At 41.5% G+C, this 19707-nt stretch carries 16 protein-coding genes, 1 tRNA gene and 1 other RNA gene; 15 read left to right on the top strand and 3 right to left on the bottom strand.

From position 1 onward, the window contains the following. The first annotated feature begins 23 nt into the window (after positions 1–23). The 14 genes from DHW03_RS03245 to DHW03_RS03315 all read left to right on the top strand — a co-directional run bounded on the left by DHW03_RS03245 (position 24) and on the right by DHW03_RS03315 (position 17496). Positions 24–1199: a hypothetical protein gene (locus DHW03_RS03245; protein WP_133248492.1), complete on the top strand. Its 1176-nt coding sequence runs from the start codon at positions 24–26 to the stop codon at positions 1197–1199. A 123-nt stretch (positions 1200–1322) separates the two neighbouring features. Continuing rightward, positions 1323–2498 (top strand): hypothetical protein, encoded by a 1176-nt coding sequence (locus DHW03_RS03250; protein WP_109924293.1) that lies wholly within the window; start codon positions 1323–1325, stop codon positions 2496–2498. Between the two features lies 1 nt (position 2499). Continuing rightward, the gene (locus DHW03_RS03255) at positions 2500–3732 is read left to right on the top strand and encodes a hypothetical protein (RefSeq protein ID WP_109924294.1); all 1233 of its coding nucleotides are present in this window, start codon (positions 2500–2502) and stop codon (positions 3730–3732) included. Beyond that, on the top strand, positions 3720–4091 hold the full coding sequence (locus DHW03_RS03260) for a type II secretion system protein (protein WP_109924295.1): 372 nt from the start codon (positions 3720–3722) through the stop codon (positions 4089–4091). Before DHW03_RS03255 ends, DHW03_RS03260 begins: the two co-directional genes overlap by 13 nt. Continuing rightward, positions 4078–4548 (top strand): PulJ/GspJ family protein, encoded by a 471-nt coding sequence (locus DHW03_RS03265; protein ID WP_109924296.1) that lies wholly within the window; start codon positions 4078–4080, stop codon positions 4546–4548. Before DHW03_RS03260 ends, DHW03_RS03265 begins: the two co-directional genes overlap by 14 nt. Before the next feature lie 2 nt (positions 4549–4550). Further along, a complete protein-coding gene (locus tag DHW03_RS03270; protein ID WP_109924297.1) occupies positions 4551–5693 on the top strand; it encodes a type II secretion system F family protein in 1143 nt (380 codons plus the stop codon). An 86-nt stretch (positions 5694–5779) separates the two neighbouring features. Beyond that, complete coding sequence (locus tag DHW03_RS03275) at positions 5780–9298, top strand: hypothetical protein (protein WP_109924298.1); 3519 nt, start codon at positions 5780–5782, stop codon at positions 9296–9298. Positions 9299–9554: 256 nt separating this feature from the next. Continuing rightward, positions 9555–12782: a DUF6443 domain-containing protein gene (locus DHW03_RS03280; protein WP_449577883.1), complete on the top strand. Its 3228-nt coding sequence runs from the start codon at positions 9555–9557 to the stop codon at positions 12780–12782. Positions 12783–12800: 18 nt separating this feature from the next. Next, positions 12801–13175 (top strand): hypothetical protein, encoded by a 375-nt coding sequence (locus tag DHW03_RS03285; RefSeq protein WP_109924300.1) that lies wholly within the window; start codon positions 12801–12803, stop codon positions 13173–13175. A 276-nt stretch (positions 13176–13451) separates the two neighbouring features. Continuing rightward, positions 13452–13685, top strand: a complete 234-nt coding sequence (locus tag DHW03_RS03290) for a hypothetical protein (protein ID WP_109924301.1) — start codon at positions 13452–13454, stop codon at positions 13683–13685. A 398-nt stretch (positions 13686–14083) separates the two neighbouring features. After that, the gene (locus DHW03_RS03295) at positions 14084–15214 is read left to right on the top strand and encodes an RHS repeat domain-containing protein (RefSeq protein WP_240618460.1); all 1131 of its coding nucleotides are present in this window, start codon (positions 14084–14086) and stop codon (positions 15212–15214) included. Between the two features lie 452 nt (positions 15215–15666). Beyond that, complete coding sequence (locus tag DHW03_RS03305) at positions 15667–16236, top strand: RHS repeat domain-containing protein (RefSeq protein WP_240618461.1); 570 nt, start codon at positions 15667–15669, stop codon at positions 16234–16236. A 79-nt stretch (positions 16237–16315) separates the two neighbouring features. Next, positions 16316–16660, top strand: a complete 345-nt coding sequence (locus DHW03_RS03310; protein ID WP_109924305.1) for a hypothetical protein — start codon at positions 16316–16318, stop codon at positions 16658–16660. 278 nt (positions 16661–16938) lie between these two features. Beyond that, positions 16939–17496 carry a hypothetical protein gene (locus tag DHW03_RS03315; protein WP_109924306.1) on the top strand — a complete coding sequence of 186 codons (558 nt, stop codon included), beginning with the start codon at positions 16939–16941 and terminating at the stop codon, positions 17494–17496. A 158-nt stretch (positions 17497–17654) separates the two neighbouring features. On the opposite strand, the gene DHW03_RS03325 is transcribed toward DHW03_RS03315, so the two are convergent. Beyond that, positions 17655–17727 (bottom strand) — tRNA-Lys (locus DHW03_RS03325). 383 nt (positions 17728–18110) lie between these two features. On the opposite strand from DHW03_RS03325, the gene DHW03_RS03330 reads away from it, so the two are divergent. After that, positions 18111–18617 carry a D-glycero-alpha-D-manno-heptose-1,7-bisphosphate 7-phosphatase gene (locus DHW03_RS03330; protein WP_109924308.1) on the top strand — a complete coding sequence of 169 codons (507 nt, stop codon included), beginning with the start codon at positions 18111–18113 and terminating at the stop codon, positions 18615–18617. A 134-nt stretch (positions 18618–18751) separates the two neighbouring features. Here the strand turns inward: DHW03_RS03330 and fsa are convergent, their stop codons facing one another. Both fsa and ffs read right to left on the bottom strand, forming a co-directional pair. Continuing rightward, complete coding sequence (gene fsa, locus DHW03_RS03335) at positions 18752–19411, bottom strand: fructose-6-phosphate aldolase (RefSeq protein WP_109924309.1); 660 nt, start codon at positions 19409–19411, stop codon at positions 18752–18754. Between the two features lie 89 nt (positions 19412–19500). Further along, positions 19501–19600, bottom strand: an RNA gene (gene ffs / locus DHW03_RS03340) — signal recognition particle sRNA small type. Between the last annotated feature and the right edge of the window lie 107 nt (positions 19601–19707).

Here is a 19707-nt window from a genome sequence, read left to right on the forward strand (position 1 = left end):
TGAAAATCAAACAAAAAAATAATATGAAAAAACAAATTTTATTAACTGCTCTTATTTTCGGCGCTGGTTATGCATCGTTAGCACAAAACACATTCCCTGCAAATGGGAATGTGGGTATTGGGACAAATAGTCCAACACACAAGTTAGAAGTTAAAGGTGATGCACAAATTGAATCGACCGTTATAACGAGTTCAAATTCACCATTTCCGAACTCAACTGTTTTATTTTCGCAAAAGGGTTTTCAGAACATGTTTGGAGTTGATGGACAGTTTACTACAAAATATTTCGGAATGAAAACCGATGGGAATTTTACCATTATGGGTGGCAATGTGGGTATCGGTACAACAAACCCCACCGCTAAGATTACTTTTAATGATGTAAATGGATCAACAGAGCCATCTGGGATAAGTTGGTATGGTCCAGCACCGCTAAATTATGGAATTTACAGAACTGCTGGTGATTGGGTTGCACCGTATCAACAATTGAAGCTTCAATGGGATACAGGCATTATACTAGATCCGGGAACGCTTCATGGTAAAAGTTTTGTAGACATCGGTGGTGGTGGGTTGCGTGTATCATCAGGTAATGTAGGTATCGGCACAACAACTCCAGAAAACAACGACGGTTGGACTAAGGTAATGGAAGTGCACGGCTATACAGACGCAAAATCAATCCTAACGTCGAATAACATTAATACTGGATCTTGGGTTCATGAAAACGGATTTTTTGGAGCGCCAGCCGGAGGAATGGTCGGCACGTCCACAAATCATCCTTTTTCAATTATAGCGGCTAAAGCTGTAAAAATGACATTTCTTCCAAACGGCAACGTAGGTATTGGAACAATCACCCCAAAAGAAGCACTTTCTGTTAACGGCAACATTCGTGCAAGAGAAGTAAAAGTAGAAACAAGAGACTGGCCAGATTATGTATTTGAAGAAGGCTATAAAGTTGGAACGCTAGGAGAGTTAGAAACCTACATCAAAGCAAACAAGCACTTACCAGGAATCGCAGACGCTAAAAACATTGAAGAAAATGGAATTTCTGTAAGTGAGACGATTAAAGCACAGCAAAAAATTATTGAAGAATTAACACTACATCTAATTGAAAAGGAGAAGGAGATAAAAGAATCCAATAAAAAAATAAATGAACTTGATCTGAAACTTGATTTAATTCTAAAAAAAATAAATAATACAAAGTAATGGAGGGATTTTGAATTCAAAATTCCTTTTGTAATGGTTGCTCTCGACTTTGACGGGAGGGTAGCCGAAAAAGATCGTAAAGTACCATAAAAACAAGAACAAATATATTTAATTAAAAAATTTATGAAAAAATTATTGCTTTCCCTAATTGCCTTAGCCATCACATTGAATGCTCTAGCACAAGATCCTAATATTTTAATCGGTTTAAATGATGCTTATGGTATTAAGATTAAGGCAAATTTCCCTGGATCTACATCTGGATGGGCAAGGGGGTATTATCTTACAAATGAAAATAATACCAAAAACTTTTTTGGAATAGGAGTGCTTGGCTATGTAAATAATGGAATTTCAAGCCCAACATATGGCTGGATCGGCAAAGATTATAATGATGTTTATATGTCATTTATATCGAACGGAAACGTGGGAATCGGCACAACAAACCCCTCAACAAAGCTTGAAGTTGTTACGAGTTCGAATACTAACCTTTTTGGCCTGACTAAAAATACAATCGGATGGGGTGAAGGACCTGGAATGGCATTTAGGAACTTAGTAAATGACGGCACACAACCCGATATCGCCAGAATTCAAGCCGGCCTTCTAAGTGGAACTAGTGGAGCTGTTGCTGGATCACTCAACTTTTTTACAAAGAATCTTAACAAAGAGGTAATGGCCATGACAATGGCTCCAAATGGCAATATTGGAATCGGTACGGCAAGCCCAACAGTCCCCTTAGATATTATCTCTACTTACAACACCAATCTTGTAAGCCTTACCAAGAACTCAATTGTGGGCGGCGAAGGTCCGGAAATAAGCTTTAGAAACCTAGTTAATGATGGTACACAACCTACTATCGCAAAGATTACCTCTAAACTACTAAATGGTGGAGCAGGAGCTGTTGCCGGCTCGCTTAGTTTTTTTACTAGAAATAATTCTGCGGATGTATTGGCAATGACAATTGCTCCAAACGGGTTCATTGGAATGGGCACAGCAAGTCCTAAAGAAGCACTTTCCGTTAACGGCAACATTCGTGCAAAAGAAATAAAAGTAGAAGCTACCAACTGGCCAGATTATGTATTTGAGGATGGTTATAAGGTCGGAACACTGGGAGACTTAGAAGCCTACATCAAAGCCAATAGGCACCTTCCAGAAATGCCTTCGGCAAAAGAGGCAGAGGCATCAGGTGTTGAACTGGGCGAAATGAACCGCAAGCTTCTGCAGAAGATCGAAGAGCTTACGCTTTATGTCATAGAACAGGGTAAAGAGATTGCCGAACTGAAAAAGCAGGTGCGCAAGAAATAAGATGGTAAAAGCTGGTGCTCTTTACTTCTCGATCCTGATTGCTTTTTTTATTGCAGTCATTTCCGCTTCGCTGATCATGCTGGCCGCACATTACAGGAATGCCTATCTCAAGTCGGTTCGTTTTGAGCGCTTGCTCATCAACCTAGATTCGGGCTTGCAGGTTGCGCTGGCAGAAAAAAATGACAGCGTGGCTGAAAAAAAGATCGATCTGTACGGGCTCGGCACCGATAGCATTTCCGTACAAAAAACCACATGGGGACTCTATTCGGTCGCTATTCTGAAGTCTTTTATCCTGCAAGATACCCTGAAACGTGCCTTCATCGTTGGAAAAGCGTGTCAAATGGATTCACTGGCCATCTACCTGAGTGACGAAGACAGACCTGTTTCGGTAAGTGGCGAAACCCAAATTATTGGCAACGTGAAGGTGCCCAAATCAGGCATCCGCAAGGCCTATGTGGATGGGAACCCCTACAGGCGTGAGGAGGCGGTTTATGGGCGGATAGGAGAAAGCGATCGGAGTCTGACCAAACCGAACGAAAGCACAATCTCGCAATTGAACCGAAATCTAGATCTGGATCCAAAAAAAATGGCCCAATTGAGTCAGAAAGATCAGGAAAATTCCTTTTTTCTGCCAACCAGACGGTATGTTTTGCCAAGGGAACAAGTCATCGACTTTAAGATCCATGGAAACACCATCATCTACTCCGACACTTTAGTCCATATTTCCGCTAGGGCAGATTTGAGGGATGTGATGGTTTTTGCGCCAGCCATAAGTGTGGAGGCAGGATTTAAGGGAAGCTGCCAGCTTTTTGCACGGGATTCGATTGCTGTGGGCAAGGGTGCAGTGTTCCAATATCCATCTGTGCTGGGCGTTTTGGGCAAAAAAAAACTGGCCGGACGGCCCAAGATTATACTGGGCGAACAAACGGAGCTTAACGGATTGCTTTTCGCTTATGATGAAACAAAATCGGCCTTGCCCTTGATGATAGAACTTGGAAAGAATACACGCATAAAAGGAGAGGTGTACTGCCCCGGGATGGTAAAACTCGAAAAAGGTGTGCACATCGATGGCAAGGTTTCCTGCGATAGGTTTGTCATGCAGACACCATCCACGCTTTATGAGAATTTCCTGATCGATGTATTCATCAACAGAAAGGCCAGAAACCGCTATTACCTAAGCTCAGGCGTATTTCAATCAAAAGAACCAAACGGGATTTTAAAATGGCTAAACTGATCTCAAAAAGAATATCAGCTTCTACGCTCATCGAAGTGCTCATCGCCATGGTCATTATCATGGTTGTCTTCTCCATCGCCATTTCCCTGTTCGGCAATGTGATGCGGGGAAGTGTATCGCAGAAGAAGATACAGGTGAGCAATCAGCTCAAGCTGTTGAAGAACGAAATCAGCAAAAAGGGCGAGTTTGAAAATACGCAACTCACCATCGATAGTGTGGACTACCTCATCTCATCCGAAAACAGCGGAGCTGAAGGGCTTTCAACACTCGAGATCAGGGCAGAGCAAGGAGCGGTAAAACTGGGCGAGATCAGGTGTTTGTACAAAACAAAAAAAGCAATGGCCGATGAAAAAAATTAACGCTTTCACACTTCTTGAAGTCACCTTTGCCATGCTGCTCTCGGCAATCTGTGTGGGCATCTGCTACACGGCATATGGCCTAATCGGCGACTATTACCAGCACTTTCGCGAAAAGAACGAACAGACCGATGAGGTGCTCGCTCTCCGGCAGGTATTGGAGAAGGACTTTCTCGGTAGCAGGGCGATCGTCCGCTCAGAAAAGGGGATAAACCTTCTTTCAGACAGTAGTGCTGTGCAGTATGGCTTTGAGGCTGGATTTGTAACCAGAGCGATCGGTCAACTGCATACAGATACCTTCAAGCTTCGGACAGAAGCCCTAAATGCTTTTTTCGAAGGCAGGGAGACACAACAGACAGATACGCTCGACCAAATTCGTTTCACCATTCGGCTCAAGAATAGCCTTACCGTACCGATCGACATCAACAAGACCTACAGTGCAACAGATTTATACAGATAACCATGGCAACAATAAACCTTTCAGACTTTAAGACCAGCGCCAAGAAGACCGCCCCAAAGGACAACGTAAAGGGAGCATTGGGTTTTTTGTCGAGGGACATCTCATTTGGGGATGGCCAGCTTCCCGACAAGAAGAAGGAAGGCTTTTATAATGAGCTGGGCACGCTGATCCGGTCAGGTATCGACATCAAGACCGCCCTCGACCTTACGGCAAGCTCATTCACATCAAAAAAGGACACCGCTCTGTTTGAGACCATCAACCAATCGGTTGTTTCAGGGAAATCGCTATCGGAGACGCTCCAAGGAAACGATAAGTTTAGCCAATATGAATATTTCAGCATAAAGATAGGCGAGGAGACCGGGAAGCTTGCAGAGGTACTGGGCGAACTGGCGAAATACTACAAGGCCAAGATCAGCCAACGCCGAAAGATTATTGCAGCGGTTACCTATCCCATACTGGTGCTCAGCACTTCCCTCGCCGCCATTTTCTTCATGATCAAGTTCGTGGTGCCCATGTTTGCCGATGTGTTCAAGCGATTTGGAGGCAAACTGCCCTACATTACCGGCCTGATCGTAAGCTTTTCGGAATGGCTGGACCGCTACATCTACCTGCTACTTTTCCTACTGATCGGAATGGTGGTGTCTTACTTTTTTTCCAGAAGCAGGCCCTGGTTCAAGAAATACAGCGCATTGGCGCTCCTAAAGATACCGCTGGTTGGCGAAATCGTGAGCAAGATCTACCTGGCCCGCTTTGCGAACACCATGCGCCTGCTTACGGGTACCAGCACGCCGCTGTTGCAATCGTTGGGCATGGTGCGGCAGATGATCGGTTTTTACCCCATCGAGCAGGCACTCGTTTTGGCCGAGCAGGACATCTTATTGGGAAGTTCATTGTCTGCAACGCTTGCCAAGCACGCTTTTTATCCGGTCAAGTTTATCCAGATGATCCGCATTGCTGAAGAGGTGAACCGATTGGAGTATTTCTTTGCTCAGCTTTCCGATCAATATACCGAAGAAGTAGAGTATAAAACCACCGCCATCAGCGGACTTTTAGAGCCTCTGATCATCATATTCCTGGGCCTTGCGGTAGGGGTAATCCTGATTGCGATGTACCTGCCGATGTTCCAGATGAGCAATAGTTTTTAGGACAATTAAAAATCAAGAAACAATATTTTTCAAACCATATCAATTCAGTTATAAATCAAAATACTTAAAAAATTCAATTTAAAAATATGACAGTACATTATCGCAAGAGCCTATTGTTTTTAGGCTTGTATCTCAGTTGGTTCGCTTCTCATGGACAGGGAAGCGGCCCATCGGTTACTTTCAAATCCCCTGAAGTATCCGCTTTCAACAAATCAATAGAAACTCCTGTTTCTATGTACACAGGGGTGCCAAACATCAGTATTCCACTTTATGAAATTAATATCAAAGGGGTAAGCGTTCCGGTAACACTCGACTATCATGCTGGTGGCATACGGTTAAGCCAAGATGCAACATGGGTAGGACTTGGATGGAACTTAAGCTACGGTGGAGAGATTTCTCGAAAGACTAGGGGAATACCAGATGAGTATTATTATTTGTATGGTGGTACAAATGCTCCAAACAGCGTGAATTATTTTATGCAGAAACCGAAGTTGGGCCTAGTTCCAAATTCTTCGGTAAGTGATGATAGAATCGATTACATAAACTCAGCTAAACGTGGCGGTATCGATTACATGCCCGATGAATTTTACTATTCGGCATTGGGTTATTCCGGTCGTTTCATGTTCAGCCAAAATCGAAATAAATTCCTTTTATACCCAAAAGAGGATATTGATGTAAGTAAATACGATGGACCATCGCAAACCAAATTGTATTCTTGGAATTTAAAGTTGCCAAATGGCATAGCGGTCAATTTTGGCCAAGAAGGTTGTTCAAAACAACAAATGTCAGTTATGAACCTACAGACCAATGTAACTAACGCTTGGCAAATCAAATCCATAAAAAATACTTACAATGACACCATCACATATAGCTATGATCAATTCAATTACCGTGTTTATCAATTGAATGGACAACAGGCTGTTATTGGAGCAGCATCAGTTGATTATTCTACGAACATATCAAATCCATTAATTTATGACAGCAGGATTAAGGTAATCAATTTTCCTGGAGGGAGAATTGAATTTTCTACCCTAGGCAGGCAAGATATGCCAACCGAACGACTTGATGAGATTAATGTTTACGACAATAGCAACAACAATGTAAAGAAAATCCATTTCAACTACAGCTATTTTTATGGTGAAGCCTTCGACATCAAAAACATAGCTAATTTTTATGATGAGGCTAGAAATCCTTCAGATTATCGTTATAAGAGGCTCAGGCTTGATGGAATAAGCATTACCGCTTCGGGGCTCCAACCTGTAAACTATACATTCGATTATTACACTTTACCACAAATGCCCTCTAAATTCTCTTTTGCGCAAGATCATTGGGGTTATTACAACGGTATAGCCAATGCTTCCATGTATGGAATGATCCCCAATCTCGATCCCAAGATTGCTGGAGGGGATAAGCGGGTTAAAGCTGAGTATGCCAAATTGTTTGCTTTGAAGAGCATTACCTATCCCGAGGGAGGCAAAAAGGAATTTGTATATGAAGGCAATACCGCGGGCGTGTGGAACGCACCTAAAGAACTATTGGAAACCTATCAGGATGATAATTTTCTAGAGAAATACGAGGCTTTGTCTATCAGTAGTTACAGCAGAAGCACCAGTTATCCTGCGCCAAATGAAACGATTAACGGGGTACGTTACTTCCGTAAAAGATTTACAGTAGGTGGGCTAGGGTTCACCACCCAGAATAACTGGAGCGTAAATACAAATTTCGGAATTTCTACATTGGAAAAAGACCTCCCATACCTGGCTGATAACGTAGATTTCAAACTTGAGCGCGTTAATTCTGATAATAGCAAAACAATTTTAAGGCAATTCAACACCACCTCAACCAGTTATCCATATAATAATGCTCCTGCTCGAAATGGAAAAGACAATTATTGGGTAAACCTTAATGCTGGAACTTATGAGATGACGGTTGCCATTACCTATTTAAACAAACCGAACTCTAAGCCAGATAACCAACCCTATAACCTGAGTTTTTTTGTCAGGTGGCGAGAACTTAATCCCTTGACCAATATGATTAACGTTGGTGGCTTACGGATTAAGGAAATAAATGCCTTTAACCATGATAATGTTTTGGTAGATAAAAAAACATATAGTTATGTTAATCCCTATGCTAATGCAACCATACCAAATTTTACCTCGGGCAGGCTTGTTTCTTTACCTCAATATCTCCAATATCAAATAGGGCATCTCCGTGACCCATATGGGGTTTACAAGGATTATTTTAATATAAAGTTTTCATCCAATTCCATCGTTCCGTTGGAAAGCACATCAGGATCATTTGCAGGTTATGAATATGTAAAGGAAAATCATGTGGATGTTGCAAATCCCGCCAATAACCTCACGTCTGAAAGTAGATTTTCATTTGTACAGCCTTATTTCAGTCAATTTTATAATTTTAAAACCTTGGGCCTAACGGAACCAAAGGAGTGGGCACGTGGCAAGTTATTATCCAAGCAATATTTTAAAGGCAATAACTTATTAAAAAAGGAAGAATACGAGTATAATTTCGTTTCACCTTATGCCAACAATACGGAAAACTTGGAAGATTATGTGGAATCAATCAATACCGATTTAATCAGTTTCCAATCGTTTTCAGAAAGATACCTTCAAAATCCATCTGATTTACCAGCAGATTTCTATGATGTTACAGGAGCCGACGGCATTAATGAAAGTTGTATTTATTTTTATTACGGTCCATTCGATAATCATGTTACAACATATGGTAGCCGTCCTGATCGTAATGGAAATATAAATCGCAATACCTGCGATTATACTACAGCTGTCCCTTATTTTAAGCTTTATACAGGTTTCGATAAGATAAAATCAAAAACCACTACCTATTTTGATAATCCAACCACTCCTGTAGTTCAGACAGAGAACTATGAGTATGGCCGTGCACCGATTCATTATCAGCTTACGAAGACAACGAATAATTTGAGCACGGGAAATCAAATCACAAATGAGATCAAATACCCATTGGACCTTTCCCTGACGGGCAGCGAAGAGACAGGCAGATTGGGCTTGATCTCTAGCCATCAATTAGATACACAAGTGGATCAGGTTCGTAAGACTAACGGAAAGGAAGAAATAAGCAGAACAGATTATTTGCTCGACCCAACTTTGAATGTGGTAGTGCCAAGCAGGTCGAAGACAAATACAGGTTCGAACAATTCCTTGGAAGTGAGGATGAACTACGAAAAGTTTGACAAGCATGGCAATCTACTATCCAAAAGGGCAGAAAATGGCATCAGTACCGTTTACATCTGGGGTTATAACGATCAGTATCCAGTGGCGCAAGTTGTCAGTGCAGATTATAACACAGCCATCAGTTATTTGAACCTTGCCATTTTAAAGAACCCGGCCAGTGATGCCCAGTTGCGAGAGGAGTTGAAAAAACTTTACATCAACCTTCCCAACGCCCAAATCAGCACCTACACCTACAAACCATTGGTTGGGATGACCTCCCAAACCGATACCAAGGGCATGACCACCTATTATGAGTACGATGCCTTCGGAAGGTTGAAATTTGTGAAGGACCAAAACGGCAACATCGTAAAAAGCAATGATTACCACTATAAGAACTAAGCGCTCGATCATGAACAGATACACAAAATTTTTATCCATATCGCTGGCACTCGTTGCCCAGCTCGGCACGGCACGTGCACAGAACCTTGTTTTGAATACCTATTTGGGGCAACCTACCATCACCGCAGGCAAAAGCGTAACCCTTACAGACGGATTTTATGCGCCTGCGGGGAGTACGCTGCGCATCTTTACCGGGACAAGCTATGTAAACTGCTTCCCCTTGAGTGCTGCGCTCAGTGCCAACCAGAACTACATCATGAGCCGGGTGTTCAAGACCGCGGGCGTAAACAGTGGCAATATAGACAATGCAAGGAGCGCCTGCGAGGAGATGCGGACCATAGCCTATTTCGATGGGCTTGGGCGTCCCCTGCAAACCGTTTCGGTACAGGCCAGCCCAACGGGCAAGGACATCATCCAGCCCATGGCCTACGATGCCCTCGGCAGGGAGCGCTTCAAGTACCTGCCCTATAGCGAGGTGGGCAACAATGGCGCCTACCGTGCCGACGCACTGAGCATCGGCCAGCCCGCCTTTTACACCAGCACGGGCGATGTGGTAAAAACGCCGAAACCATTCTCAGAAACGGTGTTCGAGGCCAGCCCGCTCAATCGAGTGCTGCAGCAGGGTGCCCCGGGCATCATCTGGCAGCCCTCGATAGGCGTGGATACGGGCCATGTGGTGAGGACCGACTACGGAACCAATGCCACGGGCGAGGTCAGGCTCTGGACGGTGGGAACCAACGGCGCCTCCTCCCTTAACGCCTTTTACCAACCCGGGAAGCTCTACAAAACGGTCATCAAGGATGAAAACTGGAAAACTGCGTACGGAAAGGCGGGAACCACCGAGGAGTTCAAGGACTTTGAGGGCAGGGTCGTGCTGAAGCGGACCTGGGAAACCGGCACCAAAAGCCTGAGTACCTACTATGTTTACGATGATTACGGAAACTTAAGCTACGTGCTTCCTCCAGCGGTAAATGAGAACGGGATCGCGGGCTATGCCAATCTGGCTTCCTTCATCGAGACAGATGAGGCCTTCCTGCGCTATATCTATGGTTACCACTACGACAGCAGAAAGAGACTGATCGAGAAAAAGATTCCGGGCAAGGGCTGGGAATACATGGTGTACAACAAGCTCGATCAGGTAGTGCTGACACAGGATGCCAACCAGCAAACAAAGGGTCAGTGGCTGTTTACCAAATACGATGCACTGGGCAGAACGGTTTATTCGGGAATCTACAACAGCCCCGATGGGAGGGCCGCCCAGCAGGCAAAGGCAGACATCCAGACGGTGCTCTGGGAGCAGCGCAGCACAGATGGCATCGGCTATAGCAGCAGTGCCTTCCCGCAGACCGCCACAAGCAACCAAACCATCAGCTACTATGACGATTATGCCTTTCCGGGCAATACGCTGGGCGGTGCAGCTGCCGGGCAGATGGACGGGGCAAGGATAAAGGGACTGCCGACGGGTACCAAGATCACTACGCTAGGCACGGGCACCATGCTCCTCACCACGTTCTACTACGATGAAGAAGGGAGAACGGTGCAGACCCGCGCGGAGAACCACCTTGGCGGAAGGGACATCACCGACAATACCTACAACTTTGCAGGCGAACTGACGGCAAGCCTGAGGACCCACACCCAGACCCTGAACGGAGCGGAGACGAAGATAGCCAATCGCTACGAGTACGACCATGCGGGCAGGAAACTGGCCACCATGGAAAGCATCAACGGGCAGGATGAGGTTACCCTGAGCAAGCTGGACTACAATGAGCTTGGCCAATTGAAGGGCAAGAACCTGCACGGTACCGATGGCACTACCTTTATGCAGAACACGGGCTTTGCCTACAACGAGCGTGGCTGGATGAAGGGCAGTACGAGCAAGGAATTCTCGATGGAACTGAGGTATGCAAATGGCACCCTGCCCCAGTACAATGGGAACATTGCCGACCAGAAATGGGGCGTAGGGGCAATAATGCCAAACACTTATACCTATACCTATGATGGATTGAACAGGCTCAAAAAGGGCATAAGCACGGGCATTGTAATGAGCGAGGAACTCACCTACGATGTGATGGGCAACATCAACACCCTCAACCGAGACAACACTGGTGCCAACCAATACAGTTACACAGGCAATAGGCTGAACTCAGTAGCTGGAGTAACCGCACAGAACTACCAATACGATGCCAATGGGAACGCTACGCTGGATGGTAGGAACGGAATGGCACTCACCTACAACTACCTGAACCTGCCAGTAACGGCCAACAAGGCAGGCGTATCGGTAGCCTATACCTACGATGCCTCTGGCAAAAAACTCACCAAGAAATGCAATGGCGCAATAAGGCAGTATGTAGATGGGATTGAGTACAACGGCAACACGATCGACATCATCCACACCGAGGAGGGAGTGGCGCAAAACAATAGCGGAAACTACAGTTACCATTACAACCTTACTGATCACCTTGGAAATGTGCGATATACTTTCGATATTTACAACGGAGCCGTAAGAAGGCTTCAGGCAGATGATTACTATGCCTTTGGAAAGAGAGGATCGGTATCGCCAGTTGGATTAGACAACAAGTATCTGTACAATGGCAAAGAGGTACAGGATGAATTGGGCGAACAATACGATTACGGAGCTAGGTTTTATGACCCGATTATTGGTAGATGGAATGTAGCGGATCCGTTGGCAGAGAAGATGAGGAGACATTCTCCATATAATTATGGTTTCAATAATCCGATAAGATTTGTCGATCCTGATGGGATGGAGGGAACTGATTGGGTTAAAAAGAATGATAAATATATTTGGGATGATAGGGTTGTTGATCAAAAAACAGCAAAAGAATTTCAGGGTGATAAAGCACAATATGTAGGGAAATCAGCAGAAATAACTCCAAAGAAAGCGGATGGAACAGTGATGGGGGAAAGTATTAATCTGAATATAGATGGAACATTAACTAGAGATGGAATAACTTTAGAAAATAATTCAACTGAAGTTTTTACTAATGAAGCTGGCTCAACATTTATACCAAGACAGACAGATGGAAGTTTCTATGGCTTGTCTGTCAATGGCGCACTTGTGGGAGGATTTGGATTTGGTTTTGGAGTTGTTAATGACGCTACCAAAAATAGTACACCTTATTTTACTTTTAATGGGAATATTGGTTTTGGAGGAGGAATAGGTGTAGATATAGGTGCAATTAAACCAACCGGAGGTAATCAATTTGCTGTAGATGACTTTGCTGGAAATGGAGGAGCCTATAATGTGGGCTTCAATACACCTATTGGAGGTGTAGGTGTAGGTACTGGAGGAAGTTTAGATTCACATACAGGAGGATTAAAAGCTATGAACCCTAATAATTTTGGAAAAAACCAAAGAGGTTATACTACTGGTCAAGGTGGCTTTTCACCAAGTTTTATTGCGCCAAAAGGACCAGAACTGCAAGTAGGTGGGATGTATAGCATTAGTAAAACTTGGGTATACTAATTTGTAATTGTTGTGCGTATGAAAAAACTTGATAAATATATTCTCTATTTTATTTTTTATATCCCTCTTATTTTACTTTTTGGCTATTTTTTTTATCAGGTCTGTTTTGGTGAAAGAAGAGAAGAACTAATAATAGATCGTGATTTAAATGAGGGTTTTAATGGAAATGTAGATTCGTTATATCAAGACAAGCGAAACCACAATGTTAAAATATGTATAATATCCAACGGATACAGATATGAAATACCTCCACTGTGGGAATCAAAAATTGAAAAAGGGGATTCTTTAATTAAAAAGAGAGGCTCACTTAAACTCTCTATATATAAAAGAAACAAGAAGAATATAACTTTAGATTATCAGGATATTTATAAGAGGAGTTTAATCTCTCCCTGATAACGACTTAGCTTGTTCCAGATGTTCAAGATGTTCCCCAGCTGGCGCACGCGTGTCGCGTGTGCGAAATGAATAGAATTACCCCAAAAGTCAACATAGCTACGTTCTCAAAACTGGTGAAAGGGACCTTTGTGGCAAGGCTATCTGGAAAAACAAGAGGACTAGCTGTTAAGGCGTTAAATAAAACAATACTGCCAGTCACTTCCAAAACAATTGTCAGTAAAAGTGTCACAGTTGCAAAAAAACTCAAGGAAGCAAATTAAATATTAAATACAAATGGGGGTTTTATTTGATTTTTTATCTATTTTAATCGGTAGATGGATACTTGGAGGTATCGGTTATTGGACAAGGAAGGGCTACTTTTTTATTTCAAGAACTATTTCTAAACCGGATAAAACTAAAAGAAAATCCGATTTAGACGAAGTGATTGATATTGAAGATTTTAGTAATAGAATTATTGGTATTGTGGTAATTTTCTTAGTTATCGCTTTAGCAGATATTTTTTTCTGAAGTAGCCCTCAGCTGGCGCACGCGGGTCGCGTGTGCGAAATAAATAGAATTACCACAAGCCCAACGATGTAAAAAATCGTTGGGCTTTTTTAGTCCAAGTTTAAGGTGTTTTAGTATTTTCGAAATAAGTCAAATACTAGTCTCAAAAACGGTATGCCCCCCAGCTGACCCGCGAAGGCTTTGGCACAAACAATTATACTTGCTATGAGGGGAACAAGCTTAAGGAAATAAAGGGCTTTACCAACAGTCCGTACACCTATGATGTAAACGGAAACCTCAAAACAGACAGCCAGAAAGGAATCACTTTAGAGTATAATTACCTCAACCTTCCAAGCCAAGTTACCGGAAGCCAGGGCATATCCTATACTTACGATGCTACGGGAAAGAAGCTCAAAAAGGTGTCCGCTGCTGGAACGGTTGATTATGTGGATGGCATCCAATACAAGACCGGAAACATAATAGACTTTGTGCAGACTGAAGAGGGCATTGCAAGAAACAGCAACGGCAACTACACCTACGAATACAACCTAAGCGACCATCTAGGCAATGTGAGGGCAACATTTTACAAAAACCCGAACACACAGTTATTGGAAGTTTTACAGCGAGACAATTATTATGCTTTTGGGCTTAGAAAATCTGCCGTTTTTGGAAATAATAAATATCTTTACAATGGAAAAGAGATTCAGGAGGAGTTAGGAGAGTATGATTACGGTGCAAGATTTTATGACCCGGTTATCGGTAGGTGGAATGTGGTGGATCCGCTTGCTGAGAAGTATAACTCGCACTCTCCATATAATTATGGTTTGAATGATCCCGTTGGAAAATTGGATCCCAATGGCATGTGGGTAGAGACAGCTAAAGGGTATACCACCAGTAACGCTGAAGAAATAGCGGCATTCTTGGGCAAAAGTAGTGCACCACAGAATGAAGAACAGGAAAAAGACCCACCTAAGAAGAAAAAAGACAGCTACACTTCATCTTTTTATAAGCAATTAATAGCCTCTGACCCTTTTAGTAATGGCAATATTGGCGCAACTTGGGAACGATGGTTAAGTTCAGAATCTACGTTAGGAACTGATTTACTTAATGGCCTATCTCAAACCATGCTAAATGTCGGTAGCCTTTTTTGGACGGAAACTTATGTAGGCCAATATAACGACACAAAAGCTTATCTTGCTATGTCCCCAGAAGATAGAGCCAAGGTTGATGCAAAATATTTAAACAGTTTTATCGAAGGAGCTGCCACTTATGCGCCATTAGCGTATGCCGGTGGTGAATTACTAAATGCTAAACACATTACTCAACTTCAATCAAGCGATTTTATCAGAACTGGAAATACTGTAATTTCAAATCAATTAGTTGAGGGAAAAGGAGCTCTAGGTTCTAGAGTCGTCAAAGCAGTAAAAGGTGGTGGATATAATAGAAAAACAGGTGCATCATTACCTTACCACTTTCATGTCCATATGTACAATTGGGGAAAACCTAATTTATGGTTTAAAGAAACACCAATATTAAAAATTAAAAAATAAGATGTATTACATAAAGATTACTTCTGAGGATATTGATCTAAGTAAATTTGGATCTATTGATTACATCTATTTGGAACTCGACGGTGATGGATTTCCTGTTCGAGAGATAGGTTTCAACAAAAATAATGACCTAGTCCATAAACACCCAAGTGCAAATTATAAATATGGCACATATGGTATTTTCGATATGAGTTCCTTCGATTTAGGAAATTTGGAGTCAGAATTAACTGCAGAAAATTTCGAAAAGATATGGAATAAATAGTTTTAAGCTGATCCTCAGCTGGCGCACGCGTGTCGCGTGTGAGAAATGAATAGAATTAACACAAGCCCAACGATGTAAAAATTGTTGGGCTTTTTTAAGTTAAGTTTAATTGGTTTAGTATTTTCGAGTTAAGTCAAATACCAGACTCAAAAAAGTTATAGCCCCGCAACGGGCAGTGGTGGGCGTATCGGTGTCCTATAACTACGATGATTCGGGCAGAAAACTCACCAAGAACAGCAATTGCACAATAAGGCAGTATGTAGATGGGATTGAGTACAACGGCAACACGATCGATATCATCCACACCGAGGAGGGGGTGGCGCAAAACAATAGCGGAAACTACAGTTACCACTACAACCTTACAGATCACCTTGGAAATGTGCGATATACTTTCGATATTTACAACGGAGCGGTAAGAAGGCTTCAGGCAGATGATTATTATGCCTTTGGAAAGAAAAGGTCGGTATCACCAGTAGGCTTGGACAACAAATACCTGTACAACGGCAAAGAGGTACAGGATGAGCTTGGTGAACAGTATGATTACGGTGCAAGATTCTATGACCCCATTATTGTGCGTTTCAGTACGATAGATTCGCTTTCTGAGAAATCTAATCCTCAATCAGGATGCAGTTATGTTGCTAACAATCCGATTTTACTAAATGACTCCGCCCAACGTTCCAGGATATACTGCTCCGAAGAGTTGGCAAAGACAAGTACTAACTCGGCGTGGAAAAGGATGGATTTTTTATATTCGTGCTGAACTTCTGGTTACAAATAGCCCGGAATTATTTATCAATCATAGTAAGAAACAATCGCAAAGTCTTTCCAATAACCACGTTATGGGTAAAACAATCAAATTTTTTATTTCCATTCGGCATTTTTTCTTGCCGCTTATTTCGCTAATTCTTTTATGGGCATTCCTTTACGTATTGGCAATCCCTCTAACATACTGGGGATTATATGGCGAGGGGGCAGAGTCTGAAAGGATTGAAAGTTTGCCAATCCATGAATTCATTCTAAATTGGGCAGCTCTAATTTTAGTTATGCTAACTGGTTCTGGCCTGTTGATTTTCAATGCACTTAGAAAAAATTTAAGGTATGCCAAACCTTATTTACTAGCAATGATGGTTGTTATTTTAATCCATATTTTTCGATTTGAGATTGATCAACTGCTATTTGATTAATCTATCTAAAACGCAAATGGCGAAGCTTCCTGCGCCTTTTGTTGGCCTCTCTAACATTATCTCAAATCACTTAGTGACAGATTCAATAGTATAATTAATCTGGATGATGGATTATTATGACAAATATTGAACGCTCTTTAGTAGAGATTATTGGGATTTAACCTTTACGTATATCATTTAAATCCAATTCGCTTTAACATGTTTTAACAATTTAATGAAAGTGACAGGATTTATCTTTTGTATATTTAAAATAGTATCAAACACTCAAACTAAAGAAAATGAAACATATATTTTTATTTGTCTTAACAACTTTCTCCTTCACAATATATGGGCAAGAGAATTACGACAAGGTTAGCTTTAACAAGCTTACAGAAGTTGAAGGAACTGGGTATGTGGTTGCTAGAATTGAAAACTTTGGCAAAATGGGCGAATTGAAAGATAGATACCTTTTATTCATCGACACCAAAAACGGGCAGACGAATCAAGTTAACTTTCCAATCGATAAATATTTTCGCAAGGTCGAACAAATTAAAATTGACAGCTTAGGAATTAATTGTTTATTTGTTTTAGCAAACACTGCTGACGTCGACGGAAATAAAGGAATTGATTGGGATAGCCCTACTCAAATAATCATCCTGTCCACAGATGGAAAACAACAAACTCAATTAACTGATAGTAAATTGTTTGTAAATACTTGGGTAGTTAACAAGACGACAGGAACTATTATTACTACTGGCCATTACGATACAAACAATAATGGTAAACACGATAACGCAGACAAAAACGAAATTGGAATTTATGATTTGAAAACAATGAAACTAATCAACAAAATCTAAACTCTTACTTATCAAATTTTGTTTTTTTAATCGCAGAAGGCTTGGATCGCGAACATCGGACACAAAATCTCGGTTATAGAGTTTAGTCAACGTTAGAAAATAGAATAAAACAAAAAAACCATCTTTAAAATTAATAAAAGATGGTTTTTGAATATCTGTGATCCCGCTGGGATTCGAACCCAGGACCACTACATTAAAAGTGTAATGCTCTACCAGCTGAGCTACGGAATCTACTTTATTTAAACCGTTACTGGTTTGTTTTAAAGTGGTGCAAATATAGGGTTCTAATGCATTTCCTGCAAATAAAAGTTTTTAAATTCTGCTAGTATATTGATTTATAGGCAAATTAATTATCGTTGCAATTTTTTTTGGCAATAATTATCGAATCAGGATACCGATCGCCTTTTTGTGGAGCCAATTTACAGAATTAGACAAGAGCTATAAATGCCTTCAATCGAGATGATAAAAAGGCCATGTTAAGTTATAAAATAATGATTTAGACACGAATCAACTTACGCACAACAACTAAATGAATTGGACTTTAGGATGCCACTAAAATTTCAGTATTTTTGGCGCCATTAAGATAAATCTTCATTTATCTCTAAACTTTAATTATGAATAAAGCTATTTTCCTCGACCGTGATGGCGTTTTGAATCACGAAATTTACGATTACATCTGCCGTGTAGAAGACTTCAAAGTATTAGACTATCAAATACCGGTTTTAAAGCAACTCTTTGATGAAGGCTTCCTACTCATCGTAATCACCAATCAAGGTGGCATTGCACTTAAAAGGTACACCGTAGAACAGCTCGATGAAATGCATCAACTGTTAAAAGATGCTTTTGTAGCAGAAGGTGCAGATATAGCAAAATTTTATTACTGCCCGCATCATCCAACAGTAGGTGGCGAATGTAAATGCCGAAAACCCGCCTCAGGGATGATTTTAGATGCCATCGATTTATTCAATATCGATCCTAAACAGTCTATTATGATCGGGGATAAACCACGCGATGTGGAAGCAGCCAATGGGGCAGGGGTTAAGGGAATACTTATAGAACCCGATGAGCAGATTGATTACAATAAAATAAAAGCTGCCCTTGCCAACAACAGCTATGTTTGAACTTAGCTCTATAAACAAAAGGTGAAGCAAGAATGATCATCAGCAATGCCTTCATGTTAACTAACGTAGAACAGATCAAAAAGAAAAAGCCCAAATGCGAACATTTGGGCTTTTGTATAAAAGTTTATCTAAGTCTATTTTCCAGCCGCCTTAGCATGATCTGCCAAGAAGGTTGCCAAGCCACTATCGGTAAGTGGGTGTTTTAATAAACCCGCGATAGCCGCCAAAGGAGCGGTAATTACATCAGCACCTAATTTAGCACAGTTAACAATATGCAACGGACCACGAATGGATGCAGCTAAAATTTGAGTTTCATAACCGTAGTTGTCAAAAATTGTTCTGATGTCTTCAATCAAAACCAAACCATCGCTAGATATATCGTCTAAACGACCTAAAAATGGAGATACATAAGTTGCTCCAGCTTTTGCTGCCAATAAAGCTTGTCCTGCAGAAAAAATCAGGGTACAGTTGGTTTTAATTCCTTTTGAAGAAAAATATTTAATGGCCTTAACGCCATCCTTAATCATCGGTACTTTTACAACAATTTTCGGATTTAATGCCGCTAAAGCTTCACCTTCTTTAACAATTTCATCAAAGGTTGTAGAAATTACTTCAGCACTTACATTGTCGTCAACAATATCGCAAATTGCTTTGTAGTGGTTAATTACATTTTGTTCGCCAGTAATCCCTTCTTTAGCCATTAAGCTAGGGTTGGTGGTTACGCCATCTAAAATGCCAAGATCTTGTGCTTCTCTGATTTGATCAAGATTAGCTGTGTCAATGAAAAATTTCATGCTTATAAATTCTTTAAATGATTATTAGGCTCTCTGTTAGAACCCCTGAAGAATTTAATATTCCCCCTTCAGGGGATTAGGGGGTAAAAAAAGGGCAAGCACCTTCTATCGCACCGCTACAACCTTCTACCCTTGCTGCGTTCCCACCCTGGGGGAGTTCAAAGGGAGCTGGTCGTAAAAGACTTGCCCGGCACAAAGGTAGTAAAACAAGTGGTTTCCCAAAATTCATTTTTTTAAATTTTTCACTATATTGGCTATGTGGTTGATTCATAAATTGATAAAATTTTATTTGATTT

The sequence above is a fragment of the Pedobacter yonginensis genome (assembly GCF_003173595.1).
Taxonomy (GTDB): Bacteria; Bacteroidota; Bacteroidia; order Sphingobacteriales; family Sphingobacteriaceae; genus Pedobacter; species Pedobacter yonginense.